General features: G+C 72.9%; 25 protein-coding genes. 15 read left to right on the top strand and 10 right to left on the bottom strand.

Annotation, left to right across the window (positions count from 1 at the left end; genetic code table 11):
• Positions 1 to 8: 8 nt before the first annotated feature.
• The gene (locus V6R91_RS01250) at positions 9 to 1,175 is read left to right on the top strand and encodes a glycosyltransferase family 4 protein (protein ID WP_336393780.1); all 1,167 of its coding nucleotides are present in this window, start codon (positions 9 to 11) and stop codon (positions 1,173 to 1,175) included.
• On the top strand, positions 1,172 to 2,062 hold the full coding sequence (locus V6R91_RS01245) for a polysaccharide pyruvyl transferase family protein (RefSeq protein ID WP_336393779.1): 891 nt from the start codon (positions 1,172 to 1,174) through the stop codon (positions 2,060 to 2,062). The genes V6R91_RS01250 and V6R91_RS01245 overlap by 4 nt, the downstream gene beginning before the upstream one ends.
• Before the next feature lie 6 nt (positions 2,063 to 2,068).
• On the opposite strand, the gene V6R91_RS01240 is transcribed toward V6R91_RS01245, so the two are convergent.
• Together V6R91_RS01240 and V6R91_RS01235 are read right to left on the bottom strand one after the other, a co-directional pair.
• Complete coding sequence (locus tag V6R91_RS01240) at positions 2,069 to 2,899, bottom strand: hypothetical protein (protein WP_336393778.1); 831 nt, start codon at positions 2,897 to 2,899, stop codon at positions 2,069 to 2,071.
• Between the two features lie 8 nt (positions 2,900 to 2,907).
• On the bottom strand, positions 2,908 to 3,921 hold the full coding sequence (locus tag V6R91_RS01235; RefSeq protein WP_336393777.1) for a glycosyltransferase: 1,014 nt from the start codon (positions 3,919 to 3,921) through the stop codon (positions 2,908 to 2,910).
• Positions 3,922 to 4,087: 166 nt separating this feature from the next.
• Here V6R91_RS01235 and V6R91_RS01230 point away from each other — a divergent pair, with 166 nt between their 5' ends.
• Positions 4,088 to 5,041: a glycosyltransferase family 2 protein gene (locus tag V6R91_RS01230; protein ID WP_336393776.1), complete on the top strand. Its 954-nt coding sequence runs from the start codon at positions 4,088 to 4,090 to the stop codon at positions 5,039 to 5,041.
• Positions 5,038 to 5,889 carry a hypothetical protein gene (locus tag V6R91_RS01225; protein ID WP_336393775.1) on the top strand — a complete coding sequence of 284 codons (852 nt, stop codon included), beginning with the start codon at positions 5,038 to 5,040 and terminating at the stop codon, positions 5,887 to 5,889. Before V6R91_RS01230 ends, V6R91_RS01225 begins: the two co-directional genes overlap by 4 nt.
• A 3-nt stretch (positions 5,890 to 5,892) precedes the next feature.
• Here V6R91_RS01225 and V6R91_RS01220 read toward each other — a convergent pair whose 3' ends face one another.
• On the bottom strand, positions 5,893 to 7,704 hold the full coding sequence (locus V6R91_RS01220) for an ABC transporter ATP-binding protein (RefSeq protein ID WP_336393774.1): 1,812 nt from the start codon (positions 7,702 to 7,704) through the stop codon (positions 5,893 to 5,895).
• A gap of 300 nt (positions 7,705 to 8,004) precedes the next feature.
• On the opposite strand from V6R91_RS01220, the gene V6R91_RS01215 reads away from it, so the two are divergent.
• Both V6R91_RS01215 and V6R91_RS01210 read left to right on the top strand, forming a co-directional pair.
• A complete protein-coding gene (locus V6R91_RS01215; protein WP_336393773.1) occupies positions 8,005 to 8,619 on the top strand; it encodes a hypothetical protein in 615 nt (204 codons plus the stop codon).
• Between the two features lie 154 nt (positions 8,620 to 8,773).
• Positions 8,774 to 9,916 carry a glycosyltransferase family 4 protein gene (locus V6R91_RS01210; RefSeq protein ID WP_336393772.1) on the top strand — a complete coding sequence of 381 codons (1,143 nt, stop codon included), beginning with the start codon at positions 8,774 to 8,776 and terminating at the stop codon, positions 9,914 to 9,916.
• 22 nt (positions 9,917 to 9,938) lie between these two features.
• Here the strand turns inward: V6R91_RS01210 and V6R91_RS01205 are convergent, their stop codons facing one another.
• Genes V6R91_RS01205 through V6R91_RS01195 form a run of 3 tightly spaced genes read right to left on the bottom strand, consistent with a single transcriptional unit; the run spans position 9,939 to position 13,263 of the window.
• On the bottom strand, positions 9,939 to 11,054 hold the full coding sequence (locus V6R91_RS01205) for a glycosyltransferase (RefSeq protein ID WP_336393771.1): 1,116 nt from the start codon (positions 11,052 to 11,054) through the stop codon (positions 9,939 to 9,941).
• Entirely contained in the window at positions 11,051 to 12,124 is a 1,074-nt protein-coding gene (locus V6R91_RS01200; RefSeq protein WP_336393770.1) for a glycosyltransferase family 4 protein, read from the bottom strand. Before V6R91_RS01200 ends, V6R91_RS01205 begins: the two co-directional genes overlap by 4 nt.
• Complete coding sequence (locus V6R91_RS01195; protein WP_336393769.1) at positions 12,121 to 13,263, bottom strand: glycosyltransferase family 4 protein; 1,143 nt, start codon at positions 13,261 to 13,263, stop codon at positions 12,121 to 12,123. Before V6R91_RS01195 ends, V6R91_RS01200 begins: the two co-directional genes overlap by 4 nt.
• Positions 13,264 to 13,359: 96 nt before the next feature.
• On the opposite strand from V6R91_RS01195, the gene V6R91_RS01190 reads away from it, so the two are divergent.
• Positions 13,360 to 14,541 (top strand): hypothetical protein, encoded by a 1,182-nt coding sequence (locus tag V6R91_RS01190; RefSeq protein WP_336393768.1) that lies wholly within the window; start codon positions 13,360 to 13,362, stop codon positions 14,539 to 14,541.
• On the opposite strand, the gene V6R91_RS01185 is transcribed toward V6R91_RS01190, so the two are convergent.
• Positions 14,534 to 16,510 carry a glycosyltransferase gene (locus V6R91_RS01185; RefSeq protein WP_336393767.1) on the bottom strand — a complete coding sequence of 659 codons (1,977 nt, stop codon included), beginning with the start codon at positions 16,508 to 16,510 and terminating at the stop codon, positions 14,534 to 14,536. The two genes, V6R91_RS01190 and V6R91_RS01185, sit on opposite strands and share 8 nt — an antisense overlap.
• 75 nt (positions 16,511 to 16,585) lie before the next feature.
• Here V6R91_RS01185 and V6R91_RS01180 point away from each other — a divergent pair, with 75 nt between their 5' ends.
• The 4 genes from V6R91_RS01180 to V6R91_RS01165 all read left to right on the top strand — a co-directional run bounded on the left by V6R91_RS01180 (position 16,586) and on the right by V6R91_RS01165 (position 20,310).
• Entirely contained in the window at positions 16,586 to 17,245 is a 660-nt protein-coding gene (locus tag V6R91_RS01180) for an arsenate reductase/protein-tyrosine-phosphatase family protein (RefSeq protein ID WP_336393766.1), read from the top strand.
• Positions 17,242 to 18,426 carry a glycosyltransferase family 4 protein gene (locus V6R91_RS01175; protein WP_336393765.1) on the top strand — a complete coding sequence of 395 codons (1,185 nt, stop codon included), beginning with the start codon at positions 17,242 to 17,244 and terminating at the stop codon, positions 18,424 to 18,426. The genes V6R91_RS01180 and V6R91_RS01175 overlap by 4 nt, the downstream gene beginning before the upstream one ends.
• Before the next feature lie 9 nt (positions 18,427 to 18,435).
• Positions 18,436 to 19,458, top strand: a complete 1,023-nt coding sequence (locus tag V6R91_RS01170; protein ID WP_336393764.1) for a MauE/DoxX family redox-associated membrane protein — start codon at positions 18,436 to 18,438, stop codon at positions 19,456 to 19,458.
• A 165-nt stretch (positions 19,459 to 19,623) separates the two neighbouring features.
• Positions 19,624 to 20,310, top strand: coding sequence for a hypothetical protein (locus V6R91_RS01165; protein ID WP_336393763.1), 687 nt, complete (start codon positions 19,624 to 19,626; stop codon positions 20,308 to 20,310).
• A gap of 46 nt (positions 20,311 to 20,356) precedes the next feature.
• Here the strand turns inward: V6R91_RS01165 and V6R91_RS01160 are convergent, their stop codons facing one another.
• On the bottom strand, positions 20,357 to 20,587 hold the full coding sequence (locus tag V6R91_RS01160; RefSeq protein ID WP_336393762.1) for a helix-turn-helix domain-containing protein: 231 nt from the start codon (positions 20,585 to 20,587) through the stop codon (positions 20,357 to 20,359).
• Positions 20,584 to 21,192, bottom strand: a complete 609-nt coding sequence (locus V6R91_RS01155) for a hypothetical protein (RefSeq protein ID WP_336393761.1) — start codon at positions 21,190 to 21,192, stop codon at positions 20,584 to 20,586. Before V6R91_RS01155 ends, V6R91_RS01160 begins: the two co-directional genes overlap by 4 nt.
• A gap of 216 nt (positions 21,193 to 21,408) precedes the next feature.
• On the opposite strand from V6R91_RS01155, the gene V6R91_RS01150 reads away from it, so the two are divergent.
• The 3 genes from V6R91_RS01150 to V6R91_RS01140 all read left to right on the top strand — a co-directional run bounded on the left by V6R91_RS01150 (position 21,409) and on the right by V6R91_RS01140 (position 25,353).
• Entirely contained in the window at positions 21,409 to 23,934 is a 2,526-nt protein-coding gene (locus V6R91_RS01150; RefSeq protein ID WP_336393760.1) for an ATP-dependent Clp protease ATP-binding subunit, read from the top strand.
• A gap of 120 nt (positions 23,935 to 24,054) precedes the next feature.
• On the top strand, positions 24,055 to 24,558 hold the full coding sequence (locus tag V6R91_RS01145) for an amino-acid N-acetyltransferase (protein ID WP_336393759.1): 504 nt from the start codon (positions 24,055 to 24,057) through the stop codon (positions 24,556 to 24,558).
• Positions 24,559 to 24,657: 99 nt separating this feature from the next.
• A complete protein-coding gene (locus V6R91_RS01140) occupies positions 24,658 to 25,353 on the top strand; it encodes a hypothetical protein (RefSeq protein ID WP_336393758.1) in 696 nt (231 codons plus the stop codon).
• 46 nt (positions 25,354 to 25,399) lie between these two features.
• Here V6R91_RS01140 and V6R91_RS01135 read toward each other — a convergent pair whose 3' ends face one another.
• The gene (locus tag V6R91_RS01135; RefSeq protein WP_336393757.1) at positions 25,400 to 25,732 is read right to left on the bottom strand and encodes a hypothetical protein; all 333 of its coding nucleotides are present in this window, start codon (positions 25,730 to 25,732) and stop codon (positions 25,400 to 25,402) included.
• A gap of 109 nt (positions 25,733 to 25,841) precedes the next feature.
• Here V6R91_RS01135 and V6R91_RS01130 point away from each other — a divergent pair, with 109 nt between their 5' ends.
• Positions 25,842 to 26,063 (top strand): hypothetical protein, encoded by a 222-nt coding sequence (locus V6R91_RS01130; RefSeq protein ID WP_336393756.1) that lies wholly within the window; start codon positions 25,842 to 25,844, stop codon positions 26,061 to 26,063.
• Positions 26,064 to 26,073: the final 10 nt, after the last annotated feature.

The raw sequence follows: 26,073 nt of genomic DNA, 5'->3' as shown, positions 1-26,073 counted from the left end.
CCGGCTCGATGCCGCGAGCCGCCCGCCGAGTCGCGCTGATCTCGTCGTCGTTCGCGCCGTACGTCGGGGGTGTCGAGACGCACGTCGATCGCGTGGCGCGGGCGCTGCGCGACAGCGGGTGGACGGCGGAGGTCTGGACCGTGGATCGCGGTGAGGCTCTGGGCGTGGTCGACCGGGACGGCATCCGCATCCGCCACCTGCCGACGCCGCTGCCCGCGCGCTCCGTCGCCGCCATGGCGCGCTTCGCCCGCGAGGGCGGAGCCGCGCGCCGGGCGTGGGCCGGGGCGCACCGGGCCTTCCGCCCCGACCTCCTGAACATCCAGTGCTTCGGGCCGAACGGGCTGTACGGTGCCCGGCTGGCCCGCAGGACGGGGACCCCGCTGGTGGTGACCTCGCACGGCGAGACGCTCGCCGACGATCGCGGGGCGTTCCAGCGTTCCCGCCAGCTGCGCGACGGACTGCGCCGGGCGATCGGGGAGGCGGCGTCGGTCACGGCGCCGTCGGACTACGTGCTCGACGATCTCCGGCGCCACTACGGACTGGGCCGGCTGGACGGCCGGATCGTGCGCAACGGCGTCGACCCGCTCCCGCCCGCGTCGGGACGGCAGCCGCTCAGCGGTGCGTACCTGCTCGGGGTCGGACGCCTGGGCCGGATGAAGGGCTTCGACCTGCTCATCGAGGCCTTCGCCGATGCCGGTCTGGACCCCGCCGTCCAGCTGATCATCGGCGGCGACGGGCCGGAGCGCGGTGACCTCGTCGCTCTTGCGGCGGCGCGCGGGGTCGCCGACCGGGTGACGCTGCTCGGAGCGCTCGACCCCGCGGCGGTGGCGCAGAGCATGGCCGGCGCGCTGGCGGTCGTGGTGCCGAGCCGCGCCGAGTCGTTCGGAATCGTGGCGCTGGAGGCCTGGCGTGCCGGCACCGCGCTGGTGATGACGAGTCGCGGCGGCGCCGTCGAGTTCGTCCACGACGAGCGGGATGCGCTGCTGGTCGATCCGCTGGACCGGGCCGAGCTTGCCGGCGCGCTGCGGCGCGTGGTCGCCGACGAGGCGCTGCGGACGCGTCTGGCGGCGGCGGGCCACGCGCGCGTGGGCGAGTTCGCGTGGCCGGCGGTGGCTCGCGCCTACGCCGCGCTGTTCGACGAGATCGTCGACGCGAAGACGGGAGCCCAGCGGTGAGCTATCACGATCCTTGGCCGCGGCGCCTGCGCGCGGCGCGGCGGCTGGCGCAGGCGGCCCTCGTCCCGGAGGTGTGGCGGCACGGCCGCGTCGTGCCGGCGTACTGGTGGGACGGCCACCCGAACTTCGGCGACGACCTCACGCCGTGGCTCCTTCCCGCCTACGGCGTGGTGCCCGTGCATCGGATGCCGCAGCACGCGCGTCTCGCCGGCGTCGGAAGCGTCCTGGAGTTCCTCCCGCCCGAGTTCGACGGCGTCGTGTGGGGGAGCGGGCTGATGAGCGACGCGCCGCATGCGCTGCCGCACGCGCGCGTGCTGGCGGTGCGCGGCGCGCTCACCCGCGACCTGATCGGCGCCACCGGCGAGACCGCTTTCGGCGACCCCGGGCTGCTGGTGTCGCGCCGCACACGGCGACCGGCGCCCCGATGGGACGTGGGCTTCGTGCCGCACGGCCATCATCGCTCCCACGCGGGGTTCGCCGCCGTGGCGGCCGCGACCCCCGGCTCGCGCGTCGTGAACGTGCACCAGAGCGCCCGCCGCACGGTGCGGGAGATCGCGGCGTGCCGGGTCGTCGTCACGACGTCGCTGCACGGCCTGGTGACCGCGGACGCCTTCGGCATCCCCGCGGTGTGGACGACCCTCGACCCGCCCCTCGGCGGCGGAGACTTCAAGTTCCGCGACTACGAGTCGGTGGTGACGCCCGGCCGCACGCGGCAGGTCGCCTGGGACGACGCCATGGCACCCGCCGAGCTCGCCGGAGCCGCATGGTCGGCCGATGCCGAGACGGTGACGCACCTCGCTGACGGCCTGGTGCGCGCGATCGGGCGGCTGGACGACGAGGTGCCGGGGCTGCGCCGCTTCCCGCTGGGTGCGCTGCTCTCCGGCTGACGCCGCTCAGCGTCGCCAGGGGAGACGCTCCACGACGGCGCGCCGGCTGGGCAGCACCGCACGAGCGACCGGACCGGGGCGGAGCGGGGTCGCCGCGATGCCGAACTCCGCCGCGAGTCGCTTCGAGACGGGGCGGCCGAGCCCGCCGAGCGAGACGCCGGAGTGGTTCTCGCCCGTGCCGACCCGGTACAGCGCGCCAGCGAACGGAACCGGCGCGAGCGGGTGGCCCGCCGCGGCGAGGTCGTCGGCGACATGCAGGTGCGATCCGAACCACCGCTCGAGACGGTCGCCCAGCCGGTCCTCGAGCTCCGCCTGCGATGCCCCCGCGTCCAGGTCGCGCGGCAGATCGTACAGATCGGTGCGGACCACGCAGCCGCTGCCGCAGTGGCGGTGGAAGTCGGGCTGACGGCGGAGGGCCCCGCGGTCGCCGGCCCAGCGGTACCCGTGCTCGATCCGCCACCCGGGGGCATCCGGCTGCTCCGCCGAGAGCTGGGCGAGGCGTCGCGAGACGAGGTCGTCCGCATCGAGGAACATCACGTGATCGGGCGAGCTTCCGCGGGCGGCGAGCAGTCCGGCGGCGAGCTTGGAGCCCTTGTCGCGCAGCACCGCCGCGACTCCGGTGCGCGGCCCGCCGAGGGTGCTGGGGGCCTCGAAGTCGACCTGCACCCAGTGCACGTCCGGTGCCAGCCGCGTCGGTCGCCGGTTGCCGACCACCCAGACGCTGTACGGGGCGGTCTGGCGCGACACCGATGCGAGCGTCTCGGCGAGGAGCGCCTCCACGCGGGCGTAATCGGTGCTGTTGCGGGGGTGCCGCAGCGAGGTGATGAATGCGAGCATCGGATGCCTCAGCCCACGCGGGCCCACACCCGGGCATGGGCGGCGACGCAGCGCTCCCACGTGAAGTCGGCGGCCCGGGCGCGTGCGACCTCGACCATGCGCTCGACGTCGGCGTCGCCCGAGGTCACTGCGAGGAGCCCGTCGGCGATGGCCGGCCCCTCCGGCGCCACCAGCAGACCGCCCTCGCCGACGACCTCGGGAAGCGAGCTGGTCGCCGCGGCCACCACCGGAACGCGGGCGGCCATCGCCTCGAGGGCGGGAAGCCCGAACCCCTCGTACGTGGACGGGACGACGACGGCCTGCGCGCTCGCCAGCACGCGGGGCATGACAGCGTCGGCCAGGCGCCCCGCCAGGACCGTACCCTCGAGTCCCGCGAACAGGGCGCTGCGCCGCGGGTGCGGCGGCCCGCTGAGGACCAGGCTCAGTCCCGGCCGCTCCCGCCGCACGGCAGGCCACGCGGCCGCGAGGGCGTCGAGGTTCTTGCGCTGCGCGGCGCCCCCGGCGTGGAGCACGAACCGTTCCGGCAGTCCCAGCCCGGTCAGCTCGCCCGCCGACAACGGCACGGCGTCGAAGAAGCGCTCGTCGACCCCGTTCGGGATGACGTGGACGTCCGACAGGCCGAGCAGGTCGCGCGCCTCCTGCGCCGTGAACGCCGAGACGCAGATGACCGCGGCCGCCCGTCGAAGCTCCTCGGGAGCGGCCGGCACCGGGGCGGACTCGTCGGGGAACCGCCAGGCCACCACGTCGTGCAGCGTGACGACGTCGGCACCCGGCGCAGGCGGGAGCTCGAGGTTCATCCGGTGGGTGACGTCGCCCGCGCCGAAGAGCACGCGGCCGATCGCGCGGCGCACGCGGGGGTCGGCGCGGGTCACCCGGGCGAGCGGGAGCCGGCGCGTCCCCGCGAGCGGTGACCGCAGGGATCGCACGATGACGCGCCGGACGGCCCAGGGCACGTCCGCGGTGGCATCCAACGCGGCCTGGGCGCGCCCGGCCACCTGCTCCTGGTACACCTGCGCGCCCATCGGCGCGTCGGTCGCGATGGTGGCGATGCTCAGGCGTCGATGCGATGCGATGCGGTGCCTCCGGAGGATCGGGGGACGCGGACGGTGCGCATCCGCCCACGAATCTAGTTGAATGGGTGCTCGGCGGCGATCAGGTCGCCTCGGACCGCGTTGGGAAGATCGCCGAATGACAGACCTGCGAGCGGTGGTCGTCGTCGCCACCTACCGGCGACCCGACCACGTGCGCACGTGCCTGGAGCATCTGGCCGCTCAGACCGTGAAGCCCGCGCGGACGATCGTCGTGGACGCCTCGCCCGACGAGCTCACGCGGGCAGTGGTCGCCGACTTCGAGGGCGTCGAGTACCGCCGCAACGACCACGGCGCCGGCACGCTCGCGACGTCGCGCGCGATCGGCATCGACGGCGTGGATGCCGACGTCGTGGCCTTCATCGACGATGACGCGTACGCCTTCCCGGAGTGGCTCGAGGAGCTCCTGCGCCCCTACGACGACCCGACGGTCGCAGCGGTGGGCGGGCGTGCCCTGAACGGGCAGCCCGACGAGGCCGAGGAGGGCATCGGCCAGATCGGACTCCTGCTGCCCGACGGCCGGCTGACGGGCTACTTCGCCGCGGATCCCGGCCGGGTCGTCGAGACGGATCACATGCTGGGCGCGAACATGTCCTACCGGCTGGATGCCGCACGCAAGGTCGGCGGTGTGCACGACTTCTATCCCGGCACCTGCCTGCGCGAGGACGCCGACATGCCGCTGCGGCTGGGGCGCGCCGGGTGGCGCGTTGTGTTCGCACCTCGGGCGGTCGTGCGGCACGTCGCCGGGCAGTACGCCAAGGGCGTGCGCTTCGACTCCCGCTACCGGTACTACGGCGCCCGCAACCACGTGGTGCTGCTGGCCACGACGCTCGGCTACCGCGCCCCCGTCTTCCGCCGCTACCTCGGCACCGCGCTCCGCGCCGCGGGTCGCGACCTGCGCGGCGCCGTGACCGCGCTGAAGCGGCCGAGTTGGCGCGCGAAGCTCAAGGGCGTCGCGGGAGGATGCCGCCGCGCCGCGATCGGGGTCGGCGGCACCGTCGCCGGCCTCGTGGCGAGCGTGGGTGCCGTGCGCGCCCAGACGCGGGCATCGTGAAGATCCACGCGTACGTGCTCGCCGGCGATCCCGCGTGGATCGGCGAGAGCATCGGCTCGTTCTACGGGCTCGTCGACCGGATCGTCGTCTCGTACGACGCGGACGGCCTGTCGTGGTCGGGGCATCCGCTCTCCACCGCCGAGTCGCTGTCGCGCATCGCCGCCGCCGACCCGGACGGCAAGGTCGTCCTGCGCCCCGGCCGCTTCAGCAACCCCGAGCTCATGGCGATGTGGGCCGAGACCGCGCAGCGGCAGGATGCGCTGGATGCCGCGTCCGAGGGGGCCGACTGGGTGCTGCAGCTCGACACCGACGAGGTCGTCGCTGACCCCGGCGCGTTCCTCGCCGCGATCGAGACGGCCGACGAGCGCGCCGCGTCGGCCGTGGAGTATCCCGCGCGCGTGCTCTACGCCCGCGCCCGGTCGGGGCGCTTCCTGGAGACGTGCGGTCGATTCTGGTCCACGCAGTCGAGCTACCCCGGCCCCGTCGCGGTGCGGGCCGGAACCACGCTGAGCCATGCCCGCCAGGCGGCGGGGGTGCCGGTGTACCGCGTCGACGTGGCGCCGTGGAACACCGATCCCGCGCGCCCGGCGACGACGCCCGTCCACCGGGTGATCCGCCGCGATCAGTCGATCCTGCATTTGAGCTGGGTGCGCACCGAGGCCCAGATGGCAGAGAAGCGCACCGTCTCCGGTCATGCGCGGGACCGCGACTGGGACGGCGAGCTGGGTCGCTGGCGGCGGCGGATGCGGCATCCGTTCCTCACCGCGGCGGCCGCGCCGTTCGCGCGCAAGCCGTTCGAGCGGTACCGGGTCGCCTCGCTGCCGGCGTTCGCGCGCCTCGACCCGTAGGCGTCAGTTCAGCTCGCCGAGCGCCACCAGTCGGGCGAACTCGGTGCTGGCGTCTCGCACCTCGGTGAAGGTGCCGGTGGCTTCGATGTGGCCGTCCTTGAGGAAGACGAGCGTGTCGGCGCCCCGGACAGTGGAGAGCCGGTGCGCGACGATGAGGATCGTCATGCTGCCCTGAAGGCCTCGGAGGGTCTCGGCGATCTCGTACTCGGTGGCGTTGTCGAGCGCCGAGGTCGCCTCGTCGAGCACCAGCACCCGCGGGCGACGGTAGAGCGCGCGCGCGAGTCCGAGGCGCTGGCGCTGGCCGCCCGACAGCCGCACGCCCCGCTCGCCCACGACCGTGTCGAGGCCGTCGGGCAGGGCGTCGATGAGCTCGCCGAGCTGCGCCATCCGGATGACCTCGGCGATGCGCTCGTCGTCGATGCGATCGGCCGGGACGCCGAACGCGATGTTCGACCGCATCGTGTCGTTGACCAGGAAGACGTCCTGCGGCACGACGCCGAGACCGGCGTACCACGCGGCGCGGTCGGCGAAGATCGAGCGCCCGCCGCACTCGATGGTGCCCGACGTCGGATCCTGCAGGGCGAGCACGAGGTCCAGCAGCGTGCTCTTGCCGGCGCCGCTGGAGCCGACGAAGGCGGTCGTCGCGTTCTCGCGGATCGTCAGCGACAGGTCGGTGAGCACGTCGGTGGCGGAATCCGCGTAACGGAAGGAGAGGTTCCGCAGCTCGATGTCGCCCCGGTAGGGAGTGTCGTCGATCGGCGTCTCGACGTGGGCGCCGCGCTGGTCGAGCTCGGCCGTGGAGTTCAGGACGATCTCGAGTCCCACGTGGCCCGTGCGGATCGTCGCCATGTTGGAGCTGACGCGGTTCAGGGTGGGCAGGGCACGGACCGCCGCGGCCGCGAAGACGCCGAGAACGGTCAGGGCATCGCCCGGCTCTCCTGTGGCGAAGAGCACGAGGGAGACGCCGCCGATCATCACCACGAAGCCGATCTCGAGCACGTAGCGGGGCGCTTCGCCGAGGATGCCCATCGTGCGACTGGCGTTCGCGCCTCGCAGGCGCGCCTGGTAGAAGCCGTCCACGAACCTCTCCGAGCTCGACGTGAGCCGCGCCTCGCGGAACCCGTCGAGTCCCGGCATCAGGTACTGCCACGCCTCGAGGGCCGCCTCGCTGGTGACTTCGCCGAGCTGCGATTGGCGCTTGCGGAAGATCCGCTGCAGCCCGACGACGAACCCCCCGAAGATCACGACGGTCACGATCGTCACGACCGGCGCGGTCCACGCCAGCACGGCGGTGATGGCGATGAGCATCATCAGATCCGTGCACATGCTGATGGTGGCCAGCAGCACGCCCGTGGCCTGTGCCGTGCTGGTGGAGATGTTGCGGTACACCTCACTGAGGCGCCGCGTGCGGTGGTCGGCGTACGGGGCGAGCACGTACCGCCGGAACATCCCGCGCGAGAGCGTCGCGGAGACGCGCGTCGTGCGCCCGAGCAGCCACCAGCGGAACAGGAGCGCCGCGACGCTCTTGCCGATGAAGAGGACGGCGACGGCGCCGGCGACGAGAGGGATGAGCTCCTGCGGCGTCGACATGCCCGTCACTCCCGAGATCCAGCCCAGTGCGCCGGTGTCGGTGTCGGCTCCGGCGATGAGCTGGGTGAGCGGGATCATCGCCGCGATCCCGAGGCTGTCGAGGACCGCGAGGACGAGGGATGCGCCGACGGTGGATGCCGCCCAGCCGGCCGGGCGCGCGTCGGCGAGCTCCAGCAGCGAGCGCAGCTGCGGCAGCAGCCGGGTGGGAGGCTCGGGGGCTGTCATGACGACCTTCCGCCTGCGCGCTCGGATCGCAGGCCTTCCGCATCCTATCCGGGCGCACCGGGCGCAGGCTCGGGTCGCGACGGCGTGGGGCAGGCGCAATTCGCGTCATGACCTGGTATGGGGTGTGCGCGGAACGGGATGATGCGATACGATCCCCCCATCGCCTTCCGCGAGGAGATGGGGTCTGTCCGTCGCCGGAAGGGATAAGCCTGGTGCTGGGGGGGCCCAGGGCCTCGCCATAAATAGGGGAATATCGACGTCGGAATCCGGCGGCACCAGCTCTGGGAGGGACTGGGGAACATGGACGAACTCGAACCGCAGAAGTCCGGCGTCAGCCGCCGGACCGTGACCAAGGCCATGGCGTGGGCGGTTCCCGCCATCGCCATCGCCGCACCGGCTCCGGCCTTCGCGATCTCGGGCTCGCCGCCCGACGTCGTGATCGGACAGGCGTGCAAGCTGCCCGGTGCCAGCAACCAGGGCTGTGCCGGCGTCTACGCCAACTGTCCCGGACTAGACACCGACAAGGCGTACGCCTTCCCGATCCAGATCACCAACACCGACGATCAGATCATCTACATCACCGATGTCGAGATCACGACCGTGGGCGACCTCGATTTCGACGTCCGCTGCATCTCGCCGGCGTACTGCTCGCCGATCGCGGGTGGCGCCACGGTGACGATCTTCGTGTACGCGAACTCGAACAACAGCGCGAACACCGAGGAAGACGTCACCCTGACGGTCACGTGGGGACACTCCGTCGACACGACGGGCGGCACCTGCACGCTCACCGACAACGACCACACTCCGGTCGTCGCCGGCCCCGTGCACATCGACGCGTTCCCGCCGTGCTCGTCGCGGATCCCGTTCCCGACCGGCGCGCCGACCTGCACGCCGCCGTTCTACGAGCCCGCGTAAGGCTCAGTCACGACAGCGCCTGAGGCGCCGGGACTCGTTCCCGGCGCCTCAGCCGTTTCCGCACGACAGCCCCGCACGGTCGCATCAGGCGGGCTGCCGGGAACGGCCCCGCTACGCTCGAGTGGTCGCTCTTCGACCGGCCCGGAGGATTGCAGTGGAACGCAGCCTGATCCACGCCATCACCCCCGGCGACCACTTCTCGCCGCTGACCGGGTCGGCCATCCCGACGGTGGTGCACGGGCTGGCCGGCGCGGCGCTGCAGGCCGGCGCGCCGCGACACCGGGTCGTCGTGGACCGCTCGACGTGGCATCCGCGCTACGACAGCGCGGATGTGATCGAGTACACCGGCGCGCGCGCCCCCGACCGCCGCGCGCGGTACGCGGATGCGCTGCGCGGACGCCTCGGGATGCCGCGCACCGCTGTCGCCGCGTACTACCGACCGATCGCCGACGCCGTGGGGGTGCAGCCGGCGTCGGTCGTCCTCGCGCACAACGCCCCCATCCTCGTGCGGCTGCTGCGCGACACGCCGCACCGGGTGGTGCTCTACGCGCACAACGACCTGCTGCGCACGTACTCGCGCCGTGAGGCGGGGCGGATGCTGGGCTCCGCCGCGGCGATCGTGTGCGTGAGCGAGTCGCTCGCCGACCGTACCCGCGAGCGTCTGCCTCGCGCGCTGCACGGGCTCGTCCACGTCATCGGCAACGGCGTCGACACCGCGCAGTTCCAGCCCGACGGAGTCCGGCACGAGGGGGCTGTCCGCGTCATGTTCATGGGCCGCGTGATCCCCGACAAGGGCGCCGACGTCCTCCTGCAGGCGGTGCAGCGGCTGGACGCCGCGGGCCTCGAGGTGGTGATCGTCGGACGACCGGGGTTCGCGGCGGATGCCCCGCTCAGCGACCACGAGCGGGAGCTCCGCCGGCTCGCCGAGGCGTCCGCCGCCGCGGTGCGCTTCCAGACCTTCGTGCCCCGCGCGGAGCTTCCCGCCCTGCTGCGCACTGCGGACGTCTTCGTGGTCCCGTCCCGCTGGCCCGACCCGTCGCCGCTCACGGTCGGTGAGGCGCTCGCGACCGGGCTGCCGGTCATCGCCAGCCGCATCGGCGGGATTCCCGAGGCGATGGGGGATGCCGGGATCCTCGTCCCGCCCGACGACCCGGGGGCGCTCGCCGTCGCCCTGCGCGGGCTGATCGGCGACGGCGCGCGGCGGGCGGCGTTGGCCGAGGCGGCTCGCGCGCGCGCCGAGGAGCGCGACTGGTCGTGGTCGTGGCGGCAGCTGGAGACCGTGCTCGATCGGATGTGACGGCGTCGCAGCCGACCGGGCGTCAGCGCGGCGGCATCCGGTCGATCACGGAGCGCATGGCGGCAGCGCGGTCGTCCCAATCCGGGGCATCCCCCTCTGCCCCGTCGGGGAAGCGGCTCACCGCGGGCATCAGCGACGCGACCGCGGCGGGGAACGCGGATGCCTCCGCCAGCCGCACCCGCGAATCCGAGACATCCCGGAACCCGGCCACCGGCGTGGCGACGACCGGGCGGCCGGCCGCCGCGTACTCGTACAGCTTGATGGGGTCGAGGCTGTCGGTGAACGGGCTGACGACGTGCGGCACCAGCAGCACGTCGGCGTGCTGCAGATAGGCGACGACGTCCTCGCGCCGGCGCGGGCCGAGGAGCAGCACACCGGCGGCGCGCAGCCGTGCGGCGTCGGAGGGATCCAGGGCGTCGGGGCCGACCAGCACGACGCTGCCGCGGCCGGCGACGAGTCGCGCGGTCGCCACGCACACGTCGAGGTCGAGCCGGTCGCGGTGGAGCGTGCCGACGTAGACCGCGGCGACGGCCGGGAGGTCGGTCGGTCGCGGCCGCGGCACGCGGTACGCGGCCACGTCGACGGCGTTCGGGATGAGGTCGATGCCGACCCGTGCCGATGCCTTGCGTCGCACCAGCTCCTCCGAGCACGCGACGACCGCGGCGGCGTTGCGCAGCAGCCACTCCTCGCCGCGGCGGATGCGGTCCAGCTCCGCCCCCGGCCGCTCGGCGGCCAGCCAGTCGTCGGTCAGGTCGTAGAGCGTCGGCCAGCCGGTCGCCCGGGCGAGGTCGGCGGCGCGCGGATCGTTGAGCCACAGCAGCGGGCGCCGCATCCCCGCCTTTCCGGCGGCCCGGTGCACGGTGCGCGCGAGGCGCTGATCGGCGCGCCGGTCCAGTCGTCGCGGCAGCGCCTTCAGAGGTCGCACGCGCAGCAGACGCCCGTCGTAGCCGGCCGCGCGGGGGCCGAACGGGCGCGAGGGCCGGCGCCGCGACGCGAGGTCGTGGAGGGGATCCGCGGGCGGCTCGACGAACAGCACGCGCAGTGCGGGGTCACCGTCGAGCAGGCGCGAGACCAGGTGCTGGTTGCGGCGCCACACCTCGTCCCATGCTTCCAGCGACACCACCACGAGGTCGGTCATCGGCGCTGCCGCCGCTCCGCGTCGCCGCCCCGCCGCGCGGCGATCGCGCGACGGTACACGGCATCCGTGCCGGCGAGCTGCGCGGCGATCGAGAACTCGGCGCGCTGCCGCTCGCGTCCGGCGGCACCCAGGGCCGCCCGCGCGGCCTCGTCGTCGGCGAGGTCACGCAGCGACCGCGCCGCGGCGGCGATGTCGTCCGGCGGGAACAGCGCGCGCGGATCGAGACCTGCGAGGATCTCGGAATGCCCGCCCGCGTCCGCGGCCACCGCGGGAAGCCCCGTCGCCATCGCCTCCAGCAGCGACAGCCCGAGGCCTTCGACCGGACAGGGGGCCAGGAACAGCCCGGCCCGCCGATAGAGCTGTGCGACGTCGTCCCGGAATCCCAGGAGGTCGACCGCACCGTCCACGCCGAGCGACGCCGCATCCTCCTCGAGCAGCGCCAGCTCCGGTCCCGCGCCGGCGATCTGCAGGCGCCACCCGTCGTCCGCCAGGCCCGACGCGGCGAAGGCCGCGAGGCCGATCCGCGTGCGCTTCTCGGGCTGCAGCCGCTGCGCCATGAGGACCGTGCGGGATCGCGTGGCGTCAGCCGGCGCCGCGGCATCCGCGACACCCGAGTGCACCACGGTGCTCGGGATCCCGATCGAGCGCGCGACGGCCTCGCTGATCGCGATCTCGGCGTCGATGCGGCGTTCGATCGCCGGATACACCGGCCGGGGGGCGCGACTGCCGCGTCGCCGCGTGAAGTGGCGGGTCGCGACGAGGGCAGCATCCCGGCCGAGGAGGGCTGTCGCGGCGGCGGCATCCGCCGCGGTCATGTGCGTCGCGACGACATCGGCGCCCCGCGCGCTGCGGCGGATGAGGAGGATGTCGCGGATGCCGCTTCCCGACGCCGTGAAGCCGACGCCCGCGGCGTGCAGCGCGAGGGCCATCTGCGCGGGGTCGCCCCCGATCACCGCGACGCGATGCCCGGCGCCTGCCTGGGCGATCGCGAGGCGCCGCACGAACTGCTCCACGCCGGCGAAGCTGCGGGTGCGCACCACGTGGAGGATCTGCAGCGGGCGGTCGGTCATCGCGCCGCCTCTGCATCCCGCTCGGCGCGCACGTCCTCGAGCAGTGCGACGTACCGCTCCGCGATCGCGCGCCAGCCGAACGGCTCGGCACTGCGGCGGGCGGCCGCCGTGAAGCTCCCCGGCTCGGCGGCGGCCACCTGCTCCAGCCGCCGCGCGAGTTCGAGCGGATCCCGGTCGACGAGCCAGCCGTTTCGGCCGTCCTCGACGACTTCGGGCGCGATCCCCACGCGTGTCGCGACGACCGGCAGGCCGCTGGCGAGCGCCTCGAGGAACACCAGGCCGCTCGACTCGTACGAGCTGGGGAGCACGAACAGATCCGCGGCGGCGAGGTACGGCGCGAGGTTGGACTGCTGGCCGAGCAGCAGAACGCGGTCGGCCACCCCCAGCTCGTCCGCCTCGCGCTGGGCCCGCGCGACCATCGAGCGGGTGCCGCCGACGACGAGCAGCAGCACGGTCGTGGCGTGCACGAGCGCCTCCATCGCCAGCCGGAGGCCCTTGCGCTCGAACTCGTGCCCGACGAACAGCGCCACACGGTGCTCGGCGTCCAGCCGGAGCCGCTCGCGGGCGGCCCGGCGCTCCTGCGGGGTCGGCGGACGGAACCGCTCCAGATCCACGCCGTTGGGGATCACGACGGTGCGGGGGCGCACCCGCCCGAACGTGCGGGTGAGGGTCGAGACCTCGTCCTCGGTCAGGCACACGACCACGCGATGGGTGTCCGAGCGCAGCCGCGCGCGGTCGCGGACGAAGCTGAACAGGTGGGTGGGGTCGCGCACGAAGCCGCCGATCCCCGATCCGTGGGCGTGCATGGCGGCGAGCAGGATGCCGTGGTTGACGTAGACGTCGCCCGCGACCACCTTGCTGTGGCAGAGCGAGACGGCGTCGGGGCGCGCGGCGAGGAACGCCCGCGCCCTGCGGGTGCCGACCGTGCTGAACCAGAGCGTGCGCCACGACTGCAGCGCCCGAGCGCTCCAGCGCCCCCGGGCGCGGAACGGATCCGGTCTGCCGCGGCGGGCGGTGGCGAACGTGAAGCTCTCGACCTGATGGCCGAGCGTCCGGAACTGGCGGTCGAGATTGTGAGCGACCCCCGGAACGCCCGCTCCCGGCCCGATGAAGGGCGCGAGCTGGACGATGTGGACCACGCTTCACTGTACCGACGGCCCCCGCGCCGTGCGACGTCGCGGATGGGGCCGGTTGTAGTCTCAATCAGGGCGGGGTTCGGTTCGAAGGGGAACGGCATGGCGGACGCGACCGTGCAGGGGCACATCCTCCCGGATGAGAGTCAGGCGCTCACCGGGTTCCGCTCGGCGACCCTCGAGAGCGGCGGATCACCGTTCACGCTGTGGTTCCGCGAGCTCGACGGCCGGCCGCTCGACGCGCGTCTGGCGGACGTGTACGTGCTGGGCTCGCTCCTGCACTGGATGGCCCGCGGCGGTGCGGTGCACGTGCACGGCGCGGTGAGCCGGACGCTGCTGAGCAACCTCGACGAGTGGCAGGCGGCGCTGCACTCCTGGCTGCCCGACGTGTACGACACGGTCACCTTCACGGTCGACGAGGTGGTGGACGCCGAGCCGGATCGCTCCGCGCGCGCCATCGCCGCCTACTCCGGCGGCCTGGACTCCTCATGCACCGCGATCCGGCACACGCGCGGCCTGGCCGGGTGGCGCACCGAGCCGCTGGGCGCACTGCTGCTCGTTCACGGGTTCGACGTCGCGCTGGACCGGGCCGCCGAGTTCGAGGGGGCGAGCCTTCGAGCCGGCCGCGCCGCGGAGGCGCTGGGCCTGGAGCTGCGCACCGTCTCGACGAATCTGCGCGACCTGGGCCAGGACTGGGAGATGGTGCACGGCCTGGCGATCGCGGCCGCCCTGCAGCTCTTCGCCCCGGAGTTCGGCGTCGGGCTCATCGGCAGCAGCGCGCCGTACTTCCGCCTGGTGGTCCCGTGGGGGTCGAATCCGGTGACCGATCAGTTCCTGTCGTCGGGCACGATGCGGATCTCTCACGACGGAGCGGCGCTGAGCCGCACCGCCAAGGCGAAGGTGGTCGCCACCGAGCCGGACGTCCTGGCCCTGCTGCGGGTGTGCTGGCAGGGAGAGCGGCTGTCGCGCAACTGCGGACGCTGCGAGAAGTGTGTGCGGACGTACTGGGCCCTCCACATCGCCGGCGTCCGGCGGCCGGCCTGCTTCGACGAGCCCTTCTCGGTGCCGCCGACTCGGGTGCGGATGCCGTCGCACAACATGTCGTACTGGCGCGAGATGCTCCGGCTGGCCCGGCTCGAGGGCGACGACGAGGCGATCCGCTACATCCTCACGCTGCTGCGGTACCAGCGCGCGCGGCGCGCGCTGCGCAGCATCAGGCCGCTGCGGGCGGTCGCCGTGCGGGCCCGTCGGCGGCCGGGCCTGGCGAACCGGCTGTTCAGGTGACGGATGCCGCGCCGAGGCCGGCCTCGACACGGATGGGGCCGCGCCGGAAGGCCGCGGCCCGTCGCCGCGCGGCCGCACGGCGATCGCCGCGCAGCGCGATCGATCGCACCATCGCACCGAGCCAGACCGCGGCCCTCGCCGCCTGCCAGCCGACCGGGCCGAAGTGCTTGCGGTAGAACCGCTCCTGCGAAGCGAAGAAGTGGGCCTCGCGACGTCGCGGATCCGTGCTCGTCGCCGCGCCCGCGTGCACCGCACGGACCTCCCCGATGAGAGCGTGCCGCCAGCCCAGCAGATGCGCGCGATAGGCCCAGTCGGTCTCCTCCGCATAGAGGAAGAACCGCTCGTCGAAGCCGCCGACCTGATCCAGCGCCTCCGCGCGCAGCAGCAGCACCGAGCCGATCACGTAGCGCGCCCCGCGCTGCCACCTTCCCAGCCCGGCCGCTTCCAGCCACGCGTTGAGCGGGGTGGGGAACGGCCACGCGACCCGGGCGGGGCGACCACGCTCATCCGTCTGCGCCGGCGCCACCGACGCGAGGCCGGGGTCGGCCGCCAGACCGGCGTGCAGCGCGGCGATCGCGTCCGCCGAGATGACGGCATCCGGATTCAGCAGCAGCATGTCCGCTCCCGCCACCATCCGGTCGCCGAGCGCGACGTTCACACCCGCCGCGAACCCTCCGTTGCGACCGGGATCGAGGTAGCGCACGCCGAGCTCGCCGCACAGCGCCGCGATCTCGGGCAGCGACGAGTTGTCGACCACGGTGACAGGAAGATCGCGCACCGGCTCCAGCGCCCTGCGGAGGAGGTCCGGGGCGCCATAGGCGACCACCGCGATCTCGAGCGCGCGCGGCGCACGAGCAGCGCCGCCGAGCGCTGCATGGGCGCCGCGGCTGGTGATGCTGCCGTAGAGGTCGGCGTAGGCGCCGGCAACGGCATCCCACGAGCACTCCGCAGCGCGCGTCAGCCCGGCCGCCCGGAGCTCGGGCGCGCGTGCGGTCGCCGCCTCGACGAGGGCGCTCGCGAGAGCGGCCGCGTCGCCCGCGGGCACCACGAGCCCCGCCCCGCCGACGACCTCGGGGAGGGCGCCGGCGTCGCTCGAGACGACAGGGACCCCCGAGGCCATCGCCTCGACGGCGACGCGGCCGAACTGCTCGGTCCAGCCGGGACTCGGAAGGGACGGAACCGCCAGCACGTCCAGCCCGGTGTAGAAGTCCGGGACGGCCTCGGGGTCGAGCGGGCCGAGGAGTTCGACGCGCTCGCCGAGGCCGCGGGCGGCGGCGTCGGCGCCGAGCTGCTCCGCGAGCGGACCGGCACCGGCGATCCGCAGCCGCAGCCGGGGGTCGTGCGTCGCGGCGTCGAGCAGGACGTGCAGGCCCTTCTCGGGCACGAGACGACCGAGGAACCCGACCGTGACCGGCTCGTCCGTGGGCGGCGCCGACGGGCGCGGGGTATAGCGGTCGAGGTCGACGCCGAGCGGGATCACTCTGGCGCGGCCCGCGAATCCCTTGCCCTCCGCGATGCGCGCCGCCGCCGCGTTGCATGCCGAGATGCCGCTCGCATGCCGCAGCGCGTATCTCTCCAGCCAACGGAACGGCGGCGGGTAGCGCTTCAGGATGTTCTGGGCGGTGTAGAGCACCACCGGTGCCTTGTTGCACCGCAGCCACCGCAGCAGCAGCACCTCCGCCGTGGCGAGCGCGAAGGGCTCCTCGTGCACGTCGATGACGTCGTACTCCTCGCCCAGCGCCCGCCACAGCGGACGCGGGTCGTAGACGAACAGCGCCGGATGCCGCCCCCAGGTGTCGACCGGGACCGCATGTTCGTCGGCTCCGGCGGTGAGCTGCGTCTCGGCGCCGCCGGCATGCCATCGCCGCGCGCTCAGCAGCGTCACGGTCATGCCGAGGGCGCGCAGGCTGCGCTCCCGGCCGCGCCAGTCGGCGACGGCGGCGCTGTGCGAGATTCGCAGGACGCGCACGGAAGGCCTCCTAGTATGCTTGCCCAGGCAACCCTATGTCCGGATGCTTCTGGACCGGGATAGTGAGGTGCCCGATTGGCCGATGACTTCGTCGTACTGGCGGTCTGCGCAGGAAACCTCCATCGTTCGCCCCTCGCCGAGGCGCTTCTGCGGCGCTGGGCGACGTGGTACCTGCCGTCGCCGCTGGCGCCGCACGTGCGCGCCATGAGCGCGGGGGTCGTCGCCCCGGCCGGGGTCCCCATGGGCGAGCGGGCCCAGCGGATCGCCGCGGCGCTGGGCGCTGACGGCTCGAGCCATACCGCCCGGCGTCTCACGGACGCCGACCTCAGAGGGGCCGACCTGATTCTCACCGCGTCGCGGCGCCTGCGCGACACCGTCCTGCAGCGGGAGCCCTCGGCGGCGCGCCGCACGTTCACGATGCGCGAGGCGGGCCGGATCGCGGCATCCCTCGATCCGGCGTCCCCCTCCTCGGTGCAGGACCTGCGCGACGCGGTGGGGCGCCTCGCCGACCACCGCTCACCCGGCGACGACGACATCGTCGATCCCGAAGGCCGTGGCGACGAGGCGTACGCCGCGATGGTCGCGCAGGAGGTGCCCGCGCTGGCGCGGCTGGCGCACCTGCTCTACGGGATGCCGGCCGGCGACGTCGAGCGGTATGCCGCCGTCGCGACGACCGGAGAGGGGATGCCCTTCGCGCCGGCGCCTCCCGCGACGAGGGACCCGGCCGCCCCGTGACCTCTCTGCGCGTGCTCCACCTCGATCACACCGCGGCGGCGGGCGGCGCAGAGCTGGCGCTGGTGCGCATGCTGTCGGCCCGGCCGGGCTGGCGGCCGTTCGTGCTCACGCCGCCCACCGACGGCTCTGTCTTCGATCCGCTGGACGGTGTGGTCGCGCGTGGGACGAGCGGCATCCGGCAGCCGGCGGGCGTCTCCTCCGGACGCACGGGCACGATCCTCGGTGCCGCCTGGCGCCTGATCGTCCAGGCCGCCGCGACCCGCACCCACCGCGCCTTCCGCGGCGCCGACCTGGTCGATGCCAACAGCGCCCGGGCTGCGGCGTACGGAGCGCTGGCGGTGCGGGGCTCGCGCACGCCGTTCGTCGTGCACCTGCGCGACACGGTCGATCCCACCGCGCTCGGCGGCGTCGGCTTCCGGCTGATGAGCCGCCTGGTGCTGCCGCGCGCCGACGGCGTGATCGCCAACTCGCGGCTGACGCTGCGGACGGCGTCGCCGTTCCTGCGCGAGGGGACTCGCACCGCCGTCATCCCGAGCGCCTCGGGGCTGCGCGCCGCGTCGGCGTCCGCGGACGGGCGCGAGCCCGGCCCGCTCCGCATCGGGATGCTGGCGCGGATCGACCCGTGGAAGGGGCAGGCGCTGCTGATCGAGGCGTTCGCCGCCGCCTTCCCCGACGACGCCGTCCTCGAGATCGCCGGCTCCGCACCGTTCGGGCACGAGCGGTACGCCGCGGAGCTTCGCGCACAGGCGGAGCGTCTCGGCGTCGACGATCGCGTCGAGCTGCTCGGCCACGTCGACGCGGTGGACGCCCTGCTCGCGCGCTGGGACATCGCGGTGCAATACTCCACGCGCCCCGAGCCCCTCGGCCAGAACGTGCTGCAGTACCTGGCCGCCGGGAAGGCCGTGGTGGTGGCGGACGAGGGCGGACCCGTGGAGTGGGTCGACGACGGCGTCAACGGGCTGCGGGTGCGTCCTCGCGACCGTGCTGCGCTCGCGGCGGCGCTGCGCCGTCTCGCCGACGAGCCCGAGCTCCGCGACCGCCTGCGCGCCGCCGCCGGGGCGACCCCGGGCCTGCTGACCGACGCCGATGTCGCGGCCGCTCACGCGCGGTTCTACGCAGAGGTCGTACGCCGGCGCGAAGAGGGTGCGGGCCGTCGCCGCACCCGGTTGCCGCGCGAGTAGCATCAGCGTGTGATCGCTGCCCTCGCCGCCACCCTTCCTGTGATCCTCGCCGGCGTGCTCGTGGCCAGCGCCGTGGCGAAGCTGCGCGCGCCCGACGACCTGGTGGGCTGGGCCGAACTGGGCGTGCCGAAGGCGTTCCGCAGACAGTGGCTGCTCTCGTTCCATCCGTGGGGTGAGATCGCGCTCGGCGCCGCGCTCGCACTGCTCGGGGGGTGGCTGGGCCTCCTCGCCGCTATCGTGGCCGTCGTCCTGATGGCCGCCTACCTGTGGCTGGTGGTGCAGGCGAAGGGCCGTTCCGACGACGCGTCCTGCGCGTGCTTCGGCTCGCGACGCCGGATCACCCGGGTCACGATAATCCGCAACAGCTGGCTGCTGGCGCTCGCGCTCGCCACCGCCGCCGTCATCTGGACGGCACCTGTGCTGGGCGGGGCGCTCGCCCTCGCCGTCTCGGGCTGGTGGGGCACCCTGATCGCCGCGGCCGCGGCGGCGGTGACCGCCGCGCTCGTGCTCTGGCCCGACGCACCCCAGGCCGAGCCGGCCTCGCCCGCGGCAGAGCCGGCAGCCGCCGAACAGGTCGAAGCCGGCGGCGAACTGGACTACATCCGCACCCGCACGCCCGCCGTACCCGTCTCGCTCGCCGACGGCACCCGCGTCAACCTCCGCGAGCTGACGCGCACGAAGCCCATGCTGATGCTGGCAGTCTCGTCCACGTGCGGCTCGTGCAGCGTCGTGATCGAGCAGGCGCCCGATTACCGCGCGCTGCTGCCCGAGCTCGACGTCCGCCTCATGTTCACCCACCCGCACGACAGCGGACGCCTGAGCGAGCTCACCGAGCCGCAGTCTCTGCACGACCCCGAGCACTTCATCAGCGGCTCGATCGAGGACTGGAGAGTGCCCTCGGCGGTGCTGTTCGGAATCGACGGCCTGCTGGCGGGCGGTCCCGTCACCGGGGTGCGCGAGATCGAGGACTTCGTCGACGACGTGTACGAGAGCCTCCACGGCGTACGGCCGTCTCGATCCCACATCGCGTGAGCATCGCGCGGCGGCGGCCCTCGTCCCGCGGGGACGTTCATGGCATCCTGGCGTGAGACGACCGGCCGGGTCGCGACACTGTCACCAGTGACGGGTGCTGCGGTCGCGGCATCCGTCCCGTCGAAAGGTGCGCCCATGATCCGCCGTCTTGCTTCCGTCGCAGGCGTGACACTCCTCGCCGTGGGGCTCCTCGCCGGGTGCGCGAGCACCGCCGGCACCGAATCCCCCGAGCCGGACGAGACGGTGCCCGCCGACAGCGAGGAGATCGAGGTCGAGGCCGCCTGGCTGGACGGCGGCCGGATGATCGGCATCGTGACGGAGGGCTCCTCGACCTGTGTGCCCTCCGCCGGCGAGGTGAGCTACGACAACGGCGTCCTCCAGGTCGAGCTCGTCGAGGCTCCCGCCGACACCGCGTGCACGAGCGACCTCGTGGCGCGGGCGACCGTCGTGGGACTGCCCGAGGGCATCGACACCACGCGCGAGCTCGAGGTGTTCGTCACCGGCGACGGCTACCACGGCGAGGCCGAGCTCGACCCGGTCCCCGGCCTCGATCAGAGCGGCGAGACCGACTACCTCCCTTCGGCAGGATGGACCGACAAGGACGGGCAGTTCGTCATCCTCACGTGGGGGTCGTCGACCTGCGTGCCGGCGATCGAGAACGTCGAGGCCTCCGGTCAGGAGGTCACCGTCACGTTCATGACGCCGCCCGAGGACCAGGCGTGCACCATGGACATGGCCCCGCGCGCGGTGGTGGTGCAGGTCGAAGGGGTCGACGACGACGCCGAGGTCACCGCGATCCTCACCGGCGGCGAGTTCGACGACGTGCGCGTCCCGATCGTCGGCCACGACTGACAGTGCGCGATTGCGGATGCCGCGGCCCGCGGCATCCGCAATCCCCTCAGTCCGTCCGCACCAGCAGCTCGCCGATCTCGCAGTCCAGCGCGCGGCAGATGGCCGACAGCGTCGAGTAGCGGATGGCGCGGGCGCGGTCGTTCTTGAGGACCGACAGGTTCACGACCGAGACCCCGACGAGCTCCGAGAGCCGGGTGAGGGTCATGCCGCGCTCCTCGAGCAGCTCGTCGAGCCGGCAGTGGACCCCGGTGGGCCCGTCGTCTTCGGCCGGGCTCACACGAGGCCTTCGGTCTCGCGCTGCAGGCGCTCGCCGATCTGGAAGGCAGCGCCGATCGCCGCGAGCGCGAGCATGCCGAACAGCGGCGCGAAGTCGGTGGAGAAGGTCACGCCGTCGTACGTGTAGTCGCTCACGGCAGACAGCGCGCCGTTCACCGTCATCGTGGTGAGCATCGAGCCGACGAACCAGCCCACGGCGAGGATGCCGGTGCCCAGGAAGATGAGGCGCGCGGTGCCACGCTCGAAGGCGCGGCCGCGCGCGAGGCGCAGGCAGAACAGCGCGCCGACCACGATGCCGGCGATGATGGCGAGCGCGATGACGATCGGCTCGGCCCACAGCGCGAAGAGGGTGGCCGCAGCCGGCTCCGCGACCGTGACGGTCGCCTGCTCGACGGCGACCTGCACCGGCGCTCCGTCGGGGCCGATGGGAAGGTCGGCGGTCTCGCCCAGGAACGGGACGAGCACGGGGATGTCGGTCCCGCGCGCCACCTCCGCCAGCCGGCCGATCGCGTGCCAGGCCGTGAAGCCGATCGCGACCGCCCCGATGGCGACGGAGAGGTAGATCCCGACGCGATCGCTCCTGGTGGGCATCCTGGTGTCCGTCATCTCGATCGTTCTCCCATACTCATATCGATAAACGTTGTTATCGAAAAACGATACGGTATGTGCGCCGCTCGCCGCAACCGGCGAGCCGGCACGGGCGCCGGCGGAGCGTGCGCTATGCCCACGGCGAACACGGCCATCCCGTCCGGGCCCGCTGGCTACCCTCGATGTAAGGCGCAGTAGGTCACACCGACCCGAGGCGTCCCGGAGGAGTGAACGATGTTCGAGAGATTCACCGACCGTGCCCGTCGTGTGGTCGTCCTCGCCCAGGAAGAGGCGAAGATGCTGAACCACAACTACATCGGCACCGAGCACATCCTGCTCGGTCTCATCCACGAGGGCGAGGGCGTCGCAGCCAAGGCCCTCGAGAGCCTCGGCATCTCGCTCGACGCCGTCCGCGAGCAGGTCCAGGACATCATCGGCCAGGGGCAGCAGCAGCCGACCGGTCACATCCCCTTCACTCCGCGCGCCAAGAAGGTGCTCGAGCTGTCGCTGCGCGAGGCGCTGCAGCTGGGCCACAACTACATCGGCACCGAGCACATCCTCCTGGGGCTCATCCGCGAGGGCGAGGGCGTCGCCGCCCAGGTGCTCGTCAAGCTCGGCGCAGACCTCAACAAGGTGCGCCAGCAGGTCATCCAGCTGCTCTCGGGCTACCAGGGCAAGGAGCCCGCCGGCGTCGCCTCCGGCGCGGGCGAGCAGACCCAGGGCACCACCCAGGGCGGCTCGCAGGTGCTCGACCAGTTCGGCCGCAACCTCACGCAGGCCGCGCGCGACAACAAGCTCGACCCGGTCATCGGGCGCGAGAAGGAGATCGAGCGCGTCATGCAGATCCTGTCGCGCCGCTCCAAGAACAACCCCGTCCTCATCGGCGAGCCCGGCGTCGGAAAGACGGCGGTCGTCGAGGGCCTCGCCCAGGCCATCGTCAAGGGCGACGTTCCCGAGACGCTGAAGGACAAGCAGGTCTACTCGCTCGACCTCGGCTCGCTCATCGCCGGCTCGCGGTACCGCGGTGACTTCGAGGAGCGCCTCAAGAAGGTCACGAAGGAGATCCGCACCCGAGGCGACATCATCGTCTTCATCGACGAGATCCACACGCTCGTGGGTGCCGGTGCCGCCGAGGGCGCGATCGACGCCGCGTCGATCCTGAAGCCGCTCCTCGCGCGCGGCGAGCTGCAGACGATCGGCGCGACCACCCTCGACGAGTACCGCAAGCACTTCGAGAAGGATGCCGCGCTGGAGCGCCGCTTCCAGCCGATCCAGGTCGCCGAGCCGAGCCTGCCCCACGCGATCAACATCCTGAAGGGGCTGCGCGACCGCTACGAGGCACACCACAAGGTGCAGATCACCGACGGCGCGATCGTCGCGGCGGCGAACCTCGCCGACCGTTACATCTCGGACCGCTTCCTGCCCGACAAGGCGATCGACCTGATCGACGAGGCCGGCGCCCGCCTGCGCCTGTCGATCCTGTCCAGCCCGCCCGAGCTGCGCGAGTTCGACGACAAGATCGCCAACGTGCGCCAGCAGAAGGAGCAGGCGTCCGAGGATCAGGACTTCGAGAAGGCCGCGTCGCTGCGCGACGAGGAGAAGTCGCTCCTCGCCGAGCGTCTGCGCCTCGAGAAGCAGTGGCGCTCGGGCGACGTCGCCTCGCACGCCGTCGTCGACGAGGGCCTGATCGCCGAGGTGCTCGCCCAGGCCACCGGCATCCCGGTCTTCAAGCTGACCGAGGAGGAGTCCAGCAGGCTCGTCTTCATGGAGAAGGCGCTGCACCAGCGCGTCATCGGCCAGGAGGAGGCGATCGCCGCCCTCTCGAAGACGATCCGCCGCCAGCGCGCGGGCCTCAAGGACCCCAAGCGTCCGTCGGGCTCGTTCATCTTCGCCGGCCCCACGGGCGTCGGAAAGACCGAGCTGGCCAAGGCGCTCGCCGAGTTCCTCTTCGACGACGAGCACGCGCTCATCTCGCTCGACATGTCGGAGTTCGGTGAGAAGCACACCGTCTCGCGCCTGTTCGGCGCCCCTCCCGGCTTCGTCGGGTTCGAAGAGGGCGGCCAGCTCACCGAGAAGGTGCGCCGCAAGCCGTTCTCGGTGGTGCTCTTCGACGAGATCGAGAAGGCCCACCCCGACATCTTCAACTCGCTGCTGCAGATCCTCGAGGAGGGTCGCCTGACCGACGGTCAGGGCCGCGTCATCGACTTCAAGAACACGGTGATCATCATGACGACGAACCTCGGTTCGTCGGCGATCGCCGGAGGCCCGGTGGGCTTCCAGGTCGAGGGCGACACGGGCACGACGTACGACCGGATGAAGGGCAAGGTCAACGAGGAGCTCAAGCGCAACTTCAAGCCCGAGTTCCTCAACCGCGTCGATGACATCATCGTCTTCCCGCAGCTGAACAAGGACGAGCTCCGCCAGATCGTGGGCCTGTTCACCAAGCGTCTCGGCGAGCGCCTGCTCGACCGCGACATGACGGTGGAGCTGACGGATGCCGCGAAGGACAAGCTGATCGACATCGGCTTCGACCCCGCGCTCGGCGCCCGGCCGCTGCGTCGCGCGATGCAGCGCGAGGTCGAGGACCGCTTGTCGGAGAAGATCCTGCACGGCGAGCTCAACCCCGGCGACCACGTGAAGGTCGACGCCGAGAACGGCGAGTTCGTCTTCGAGCACGGCCCCCGCGGCGAGAAGGTGGCGGTGGGCGTCGTGCACAACGGCGAGATCACCGCGACCCCCGATCTGGCCGCCAACGCCTAGGGCGGTCGCCGAGCCGCGACACGCAGTCGAAGAGCGGATGCCTCACTCCGAGGCATCCGCTCTTCGCATTCCCGGCCCGCCCCTCGCGCCTCGCGCCGGTCCCGGCCCTACGCTGGACGGATGAGCGAGTTCACGGTGCGGCCTGCGCGCACGCCGGACATCCGCCGCATCCAGGCGCTCCTCGAGCCGTTCGTGCAGCGGCGCATCCTGCTCGGCAAGGACCTCGTCGTGCTCTACGAGGCGACCCAGCAGTTCCTCGTCGCCGAGGATGCGCAGGGCGAGCTGATCGGCTGCGGCGCCCTGCACGTGATGTGGGAGGACCTCGGCGAGGTGCGCACCCTGATCGTCGCCGACGGGTGGCTGCGGCACGGGGTGGGACGCGCGCTCGTGGAGGGCCTGGAGGAGAACGCGCGCGCGCTCGGGCTGTCGCGGCTGTTCTGCCTGACGTTCGAGGTGGACTTCTTCACCCGGCGCGGCTTCGAGCCGATCGGCGAGCAGGTCGTCGACCCCGACGTGTACTCGCAGCTCATCCGCTCGCCCGACGAAGGCGTCGCGGAGTTCCTGGACCTCGCGCACGTCAAGCCGAACACCCTGGGCAACACGCGCATGATCAAGCGCCTCTGACCCACCGGCGACGCGCGCGCCGGCGGCTGCGCCCTGCCGGGTGGCGCGACCCGGGGCGCGCCGACCGGCGATGACGCCGCCCGGAGTTAGCCTGTCATCATGACCGGCACCACTCCGCGCCGCCGCCATTCCCCGGCGGTCTATCGTCGCCGGCGATTGGTGCTGCTCGTCGGGCTCCTCGTCGTCGCAGGCGTCGTGTGGCTGCTGATCGCCCAGCCCTGGCGCGGATCGGCCGAGGAGTCGACCGCCGACGGGGATCGCGCGTCGTCGCAGAACTCGGCGGACTCGCTGCCGGTGCCGTCGCCGGGGGAGACCCCGGGGCCGTCCGAGACCGGCGCCGTCGAAGGTGCGGTCGTCGAGGGTGCGACGCCGGGCGCGACGCCTGCCGCGCAGCCCTGCGTCGCCGGCGAGATCACCGTGGAGCCGGTCACCTCCGCCGACGCGTTCACCGGCGACCAGAAGCCGCAGTTCTCCATCGAGCTCACCAACAACGGGCCCGACTGCACGCTCAACGTCGGCACCAGCGCGCAGTCCTTCACGGTCACCAGCGGCGACGACGTCTGGTGGCGCTCGACGGACTGCCAGAGCGAGCCCAGCGACATGATCGTGCTCGTCGCCGCGGGGCAGACGGTGTCCAGTGCGGCGCCGCTGGAGTGGGATCGCACCCGCTCCGCCGTGGGCACGTGCGGCGACACGACCCGGCCGGTCGCGCCGGGCGGCGGCGCGTCGTACCACCTGTCGGTCGAGATCGGCGGCGTCGCGTCGACGGAGCCGAAGCAGTTCCTGCTGTACTGAGCGCGTCCTGAGCTGCCGGGCGTGGGCGCGGCCGCGGCATCCGCTGTCACCGGCCCGCCTCGGGCTCTTGGTCGCCGGCGCCGTCCACGGCGCTGGCCCAGACCCAGCAGCGGTATTCCTCGCCTGAGATCCGGAAGCGGATGGCGATCGCACGCGGCGTCCACATGCAGGCCTCCGCGTCGACCTGGATCGGCGTCCGGCCGAACCGCACCCACGCCTTGACGCGCTTGGGCTTCGGATCGGTGGTGCACGGCAGATCGTCCAGTTGCAGCTCGAGCCGCGAGAGCGTCTCGAGCGGACCGCCGGCCGCGATGCGCTGCAGGATCCTCTCGTCCATCAGCCGGTCGTAGTGGTCGGCGTATCGCCTGTTCGTGCCCACCCGCCGGCTCCCTCCTCCGGCCTCCTTCCACTCTATCGAGATTCGAAGATGTGTTCTATTCTCTTAACCCATGACGACCACGCGTATCGAACATGACGTAACCATATGGATGGCCGACGACATCCCCGCGCGCATGTTCTACGCGGGTCGCCGGTGGCGTGTGAGCGATGCGCCGACGCGGCTCCGCGAGTCGATCTGGGCCATGCCGCTGGAGCGAGGGCGCAGCATGTACGGCTGGCGGTTCCAGGCGACCAGCGACGACGGCGACGTGGTGGTGTTCGACGTCTATCGCGACGGCGAGGACTGGCACATCCACCACACGTACACGTGAGAAGGCGCAG

The organism is Microbacterium sp. CCNWLW41, assembly GCF_037083505.1.
This window is presented reverse-complemented; position numbering and strand designations above follow the sequence as displayed.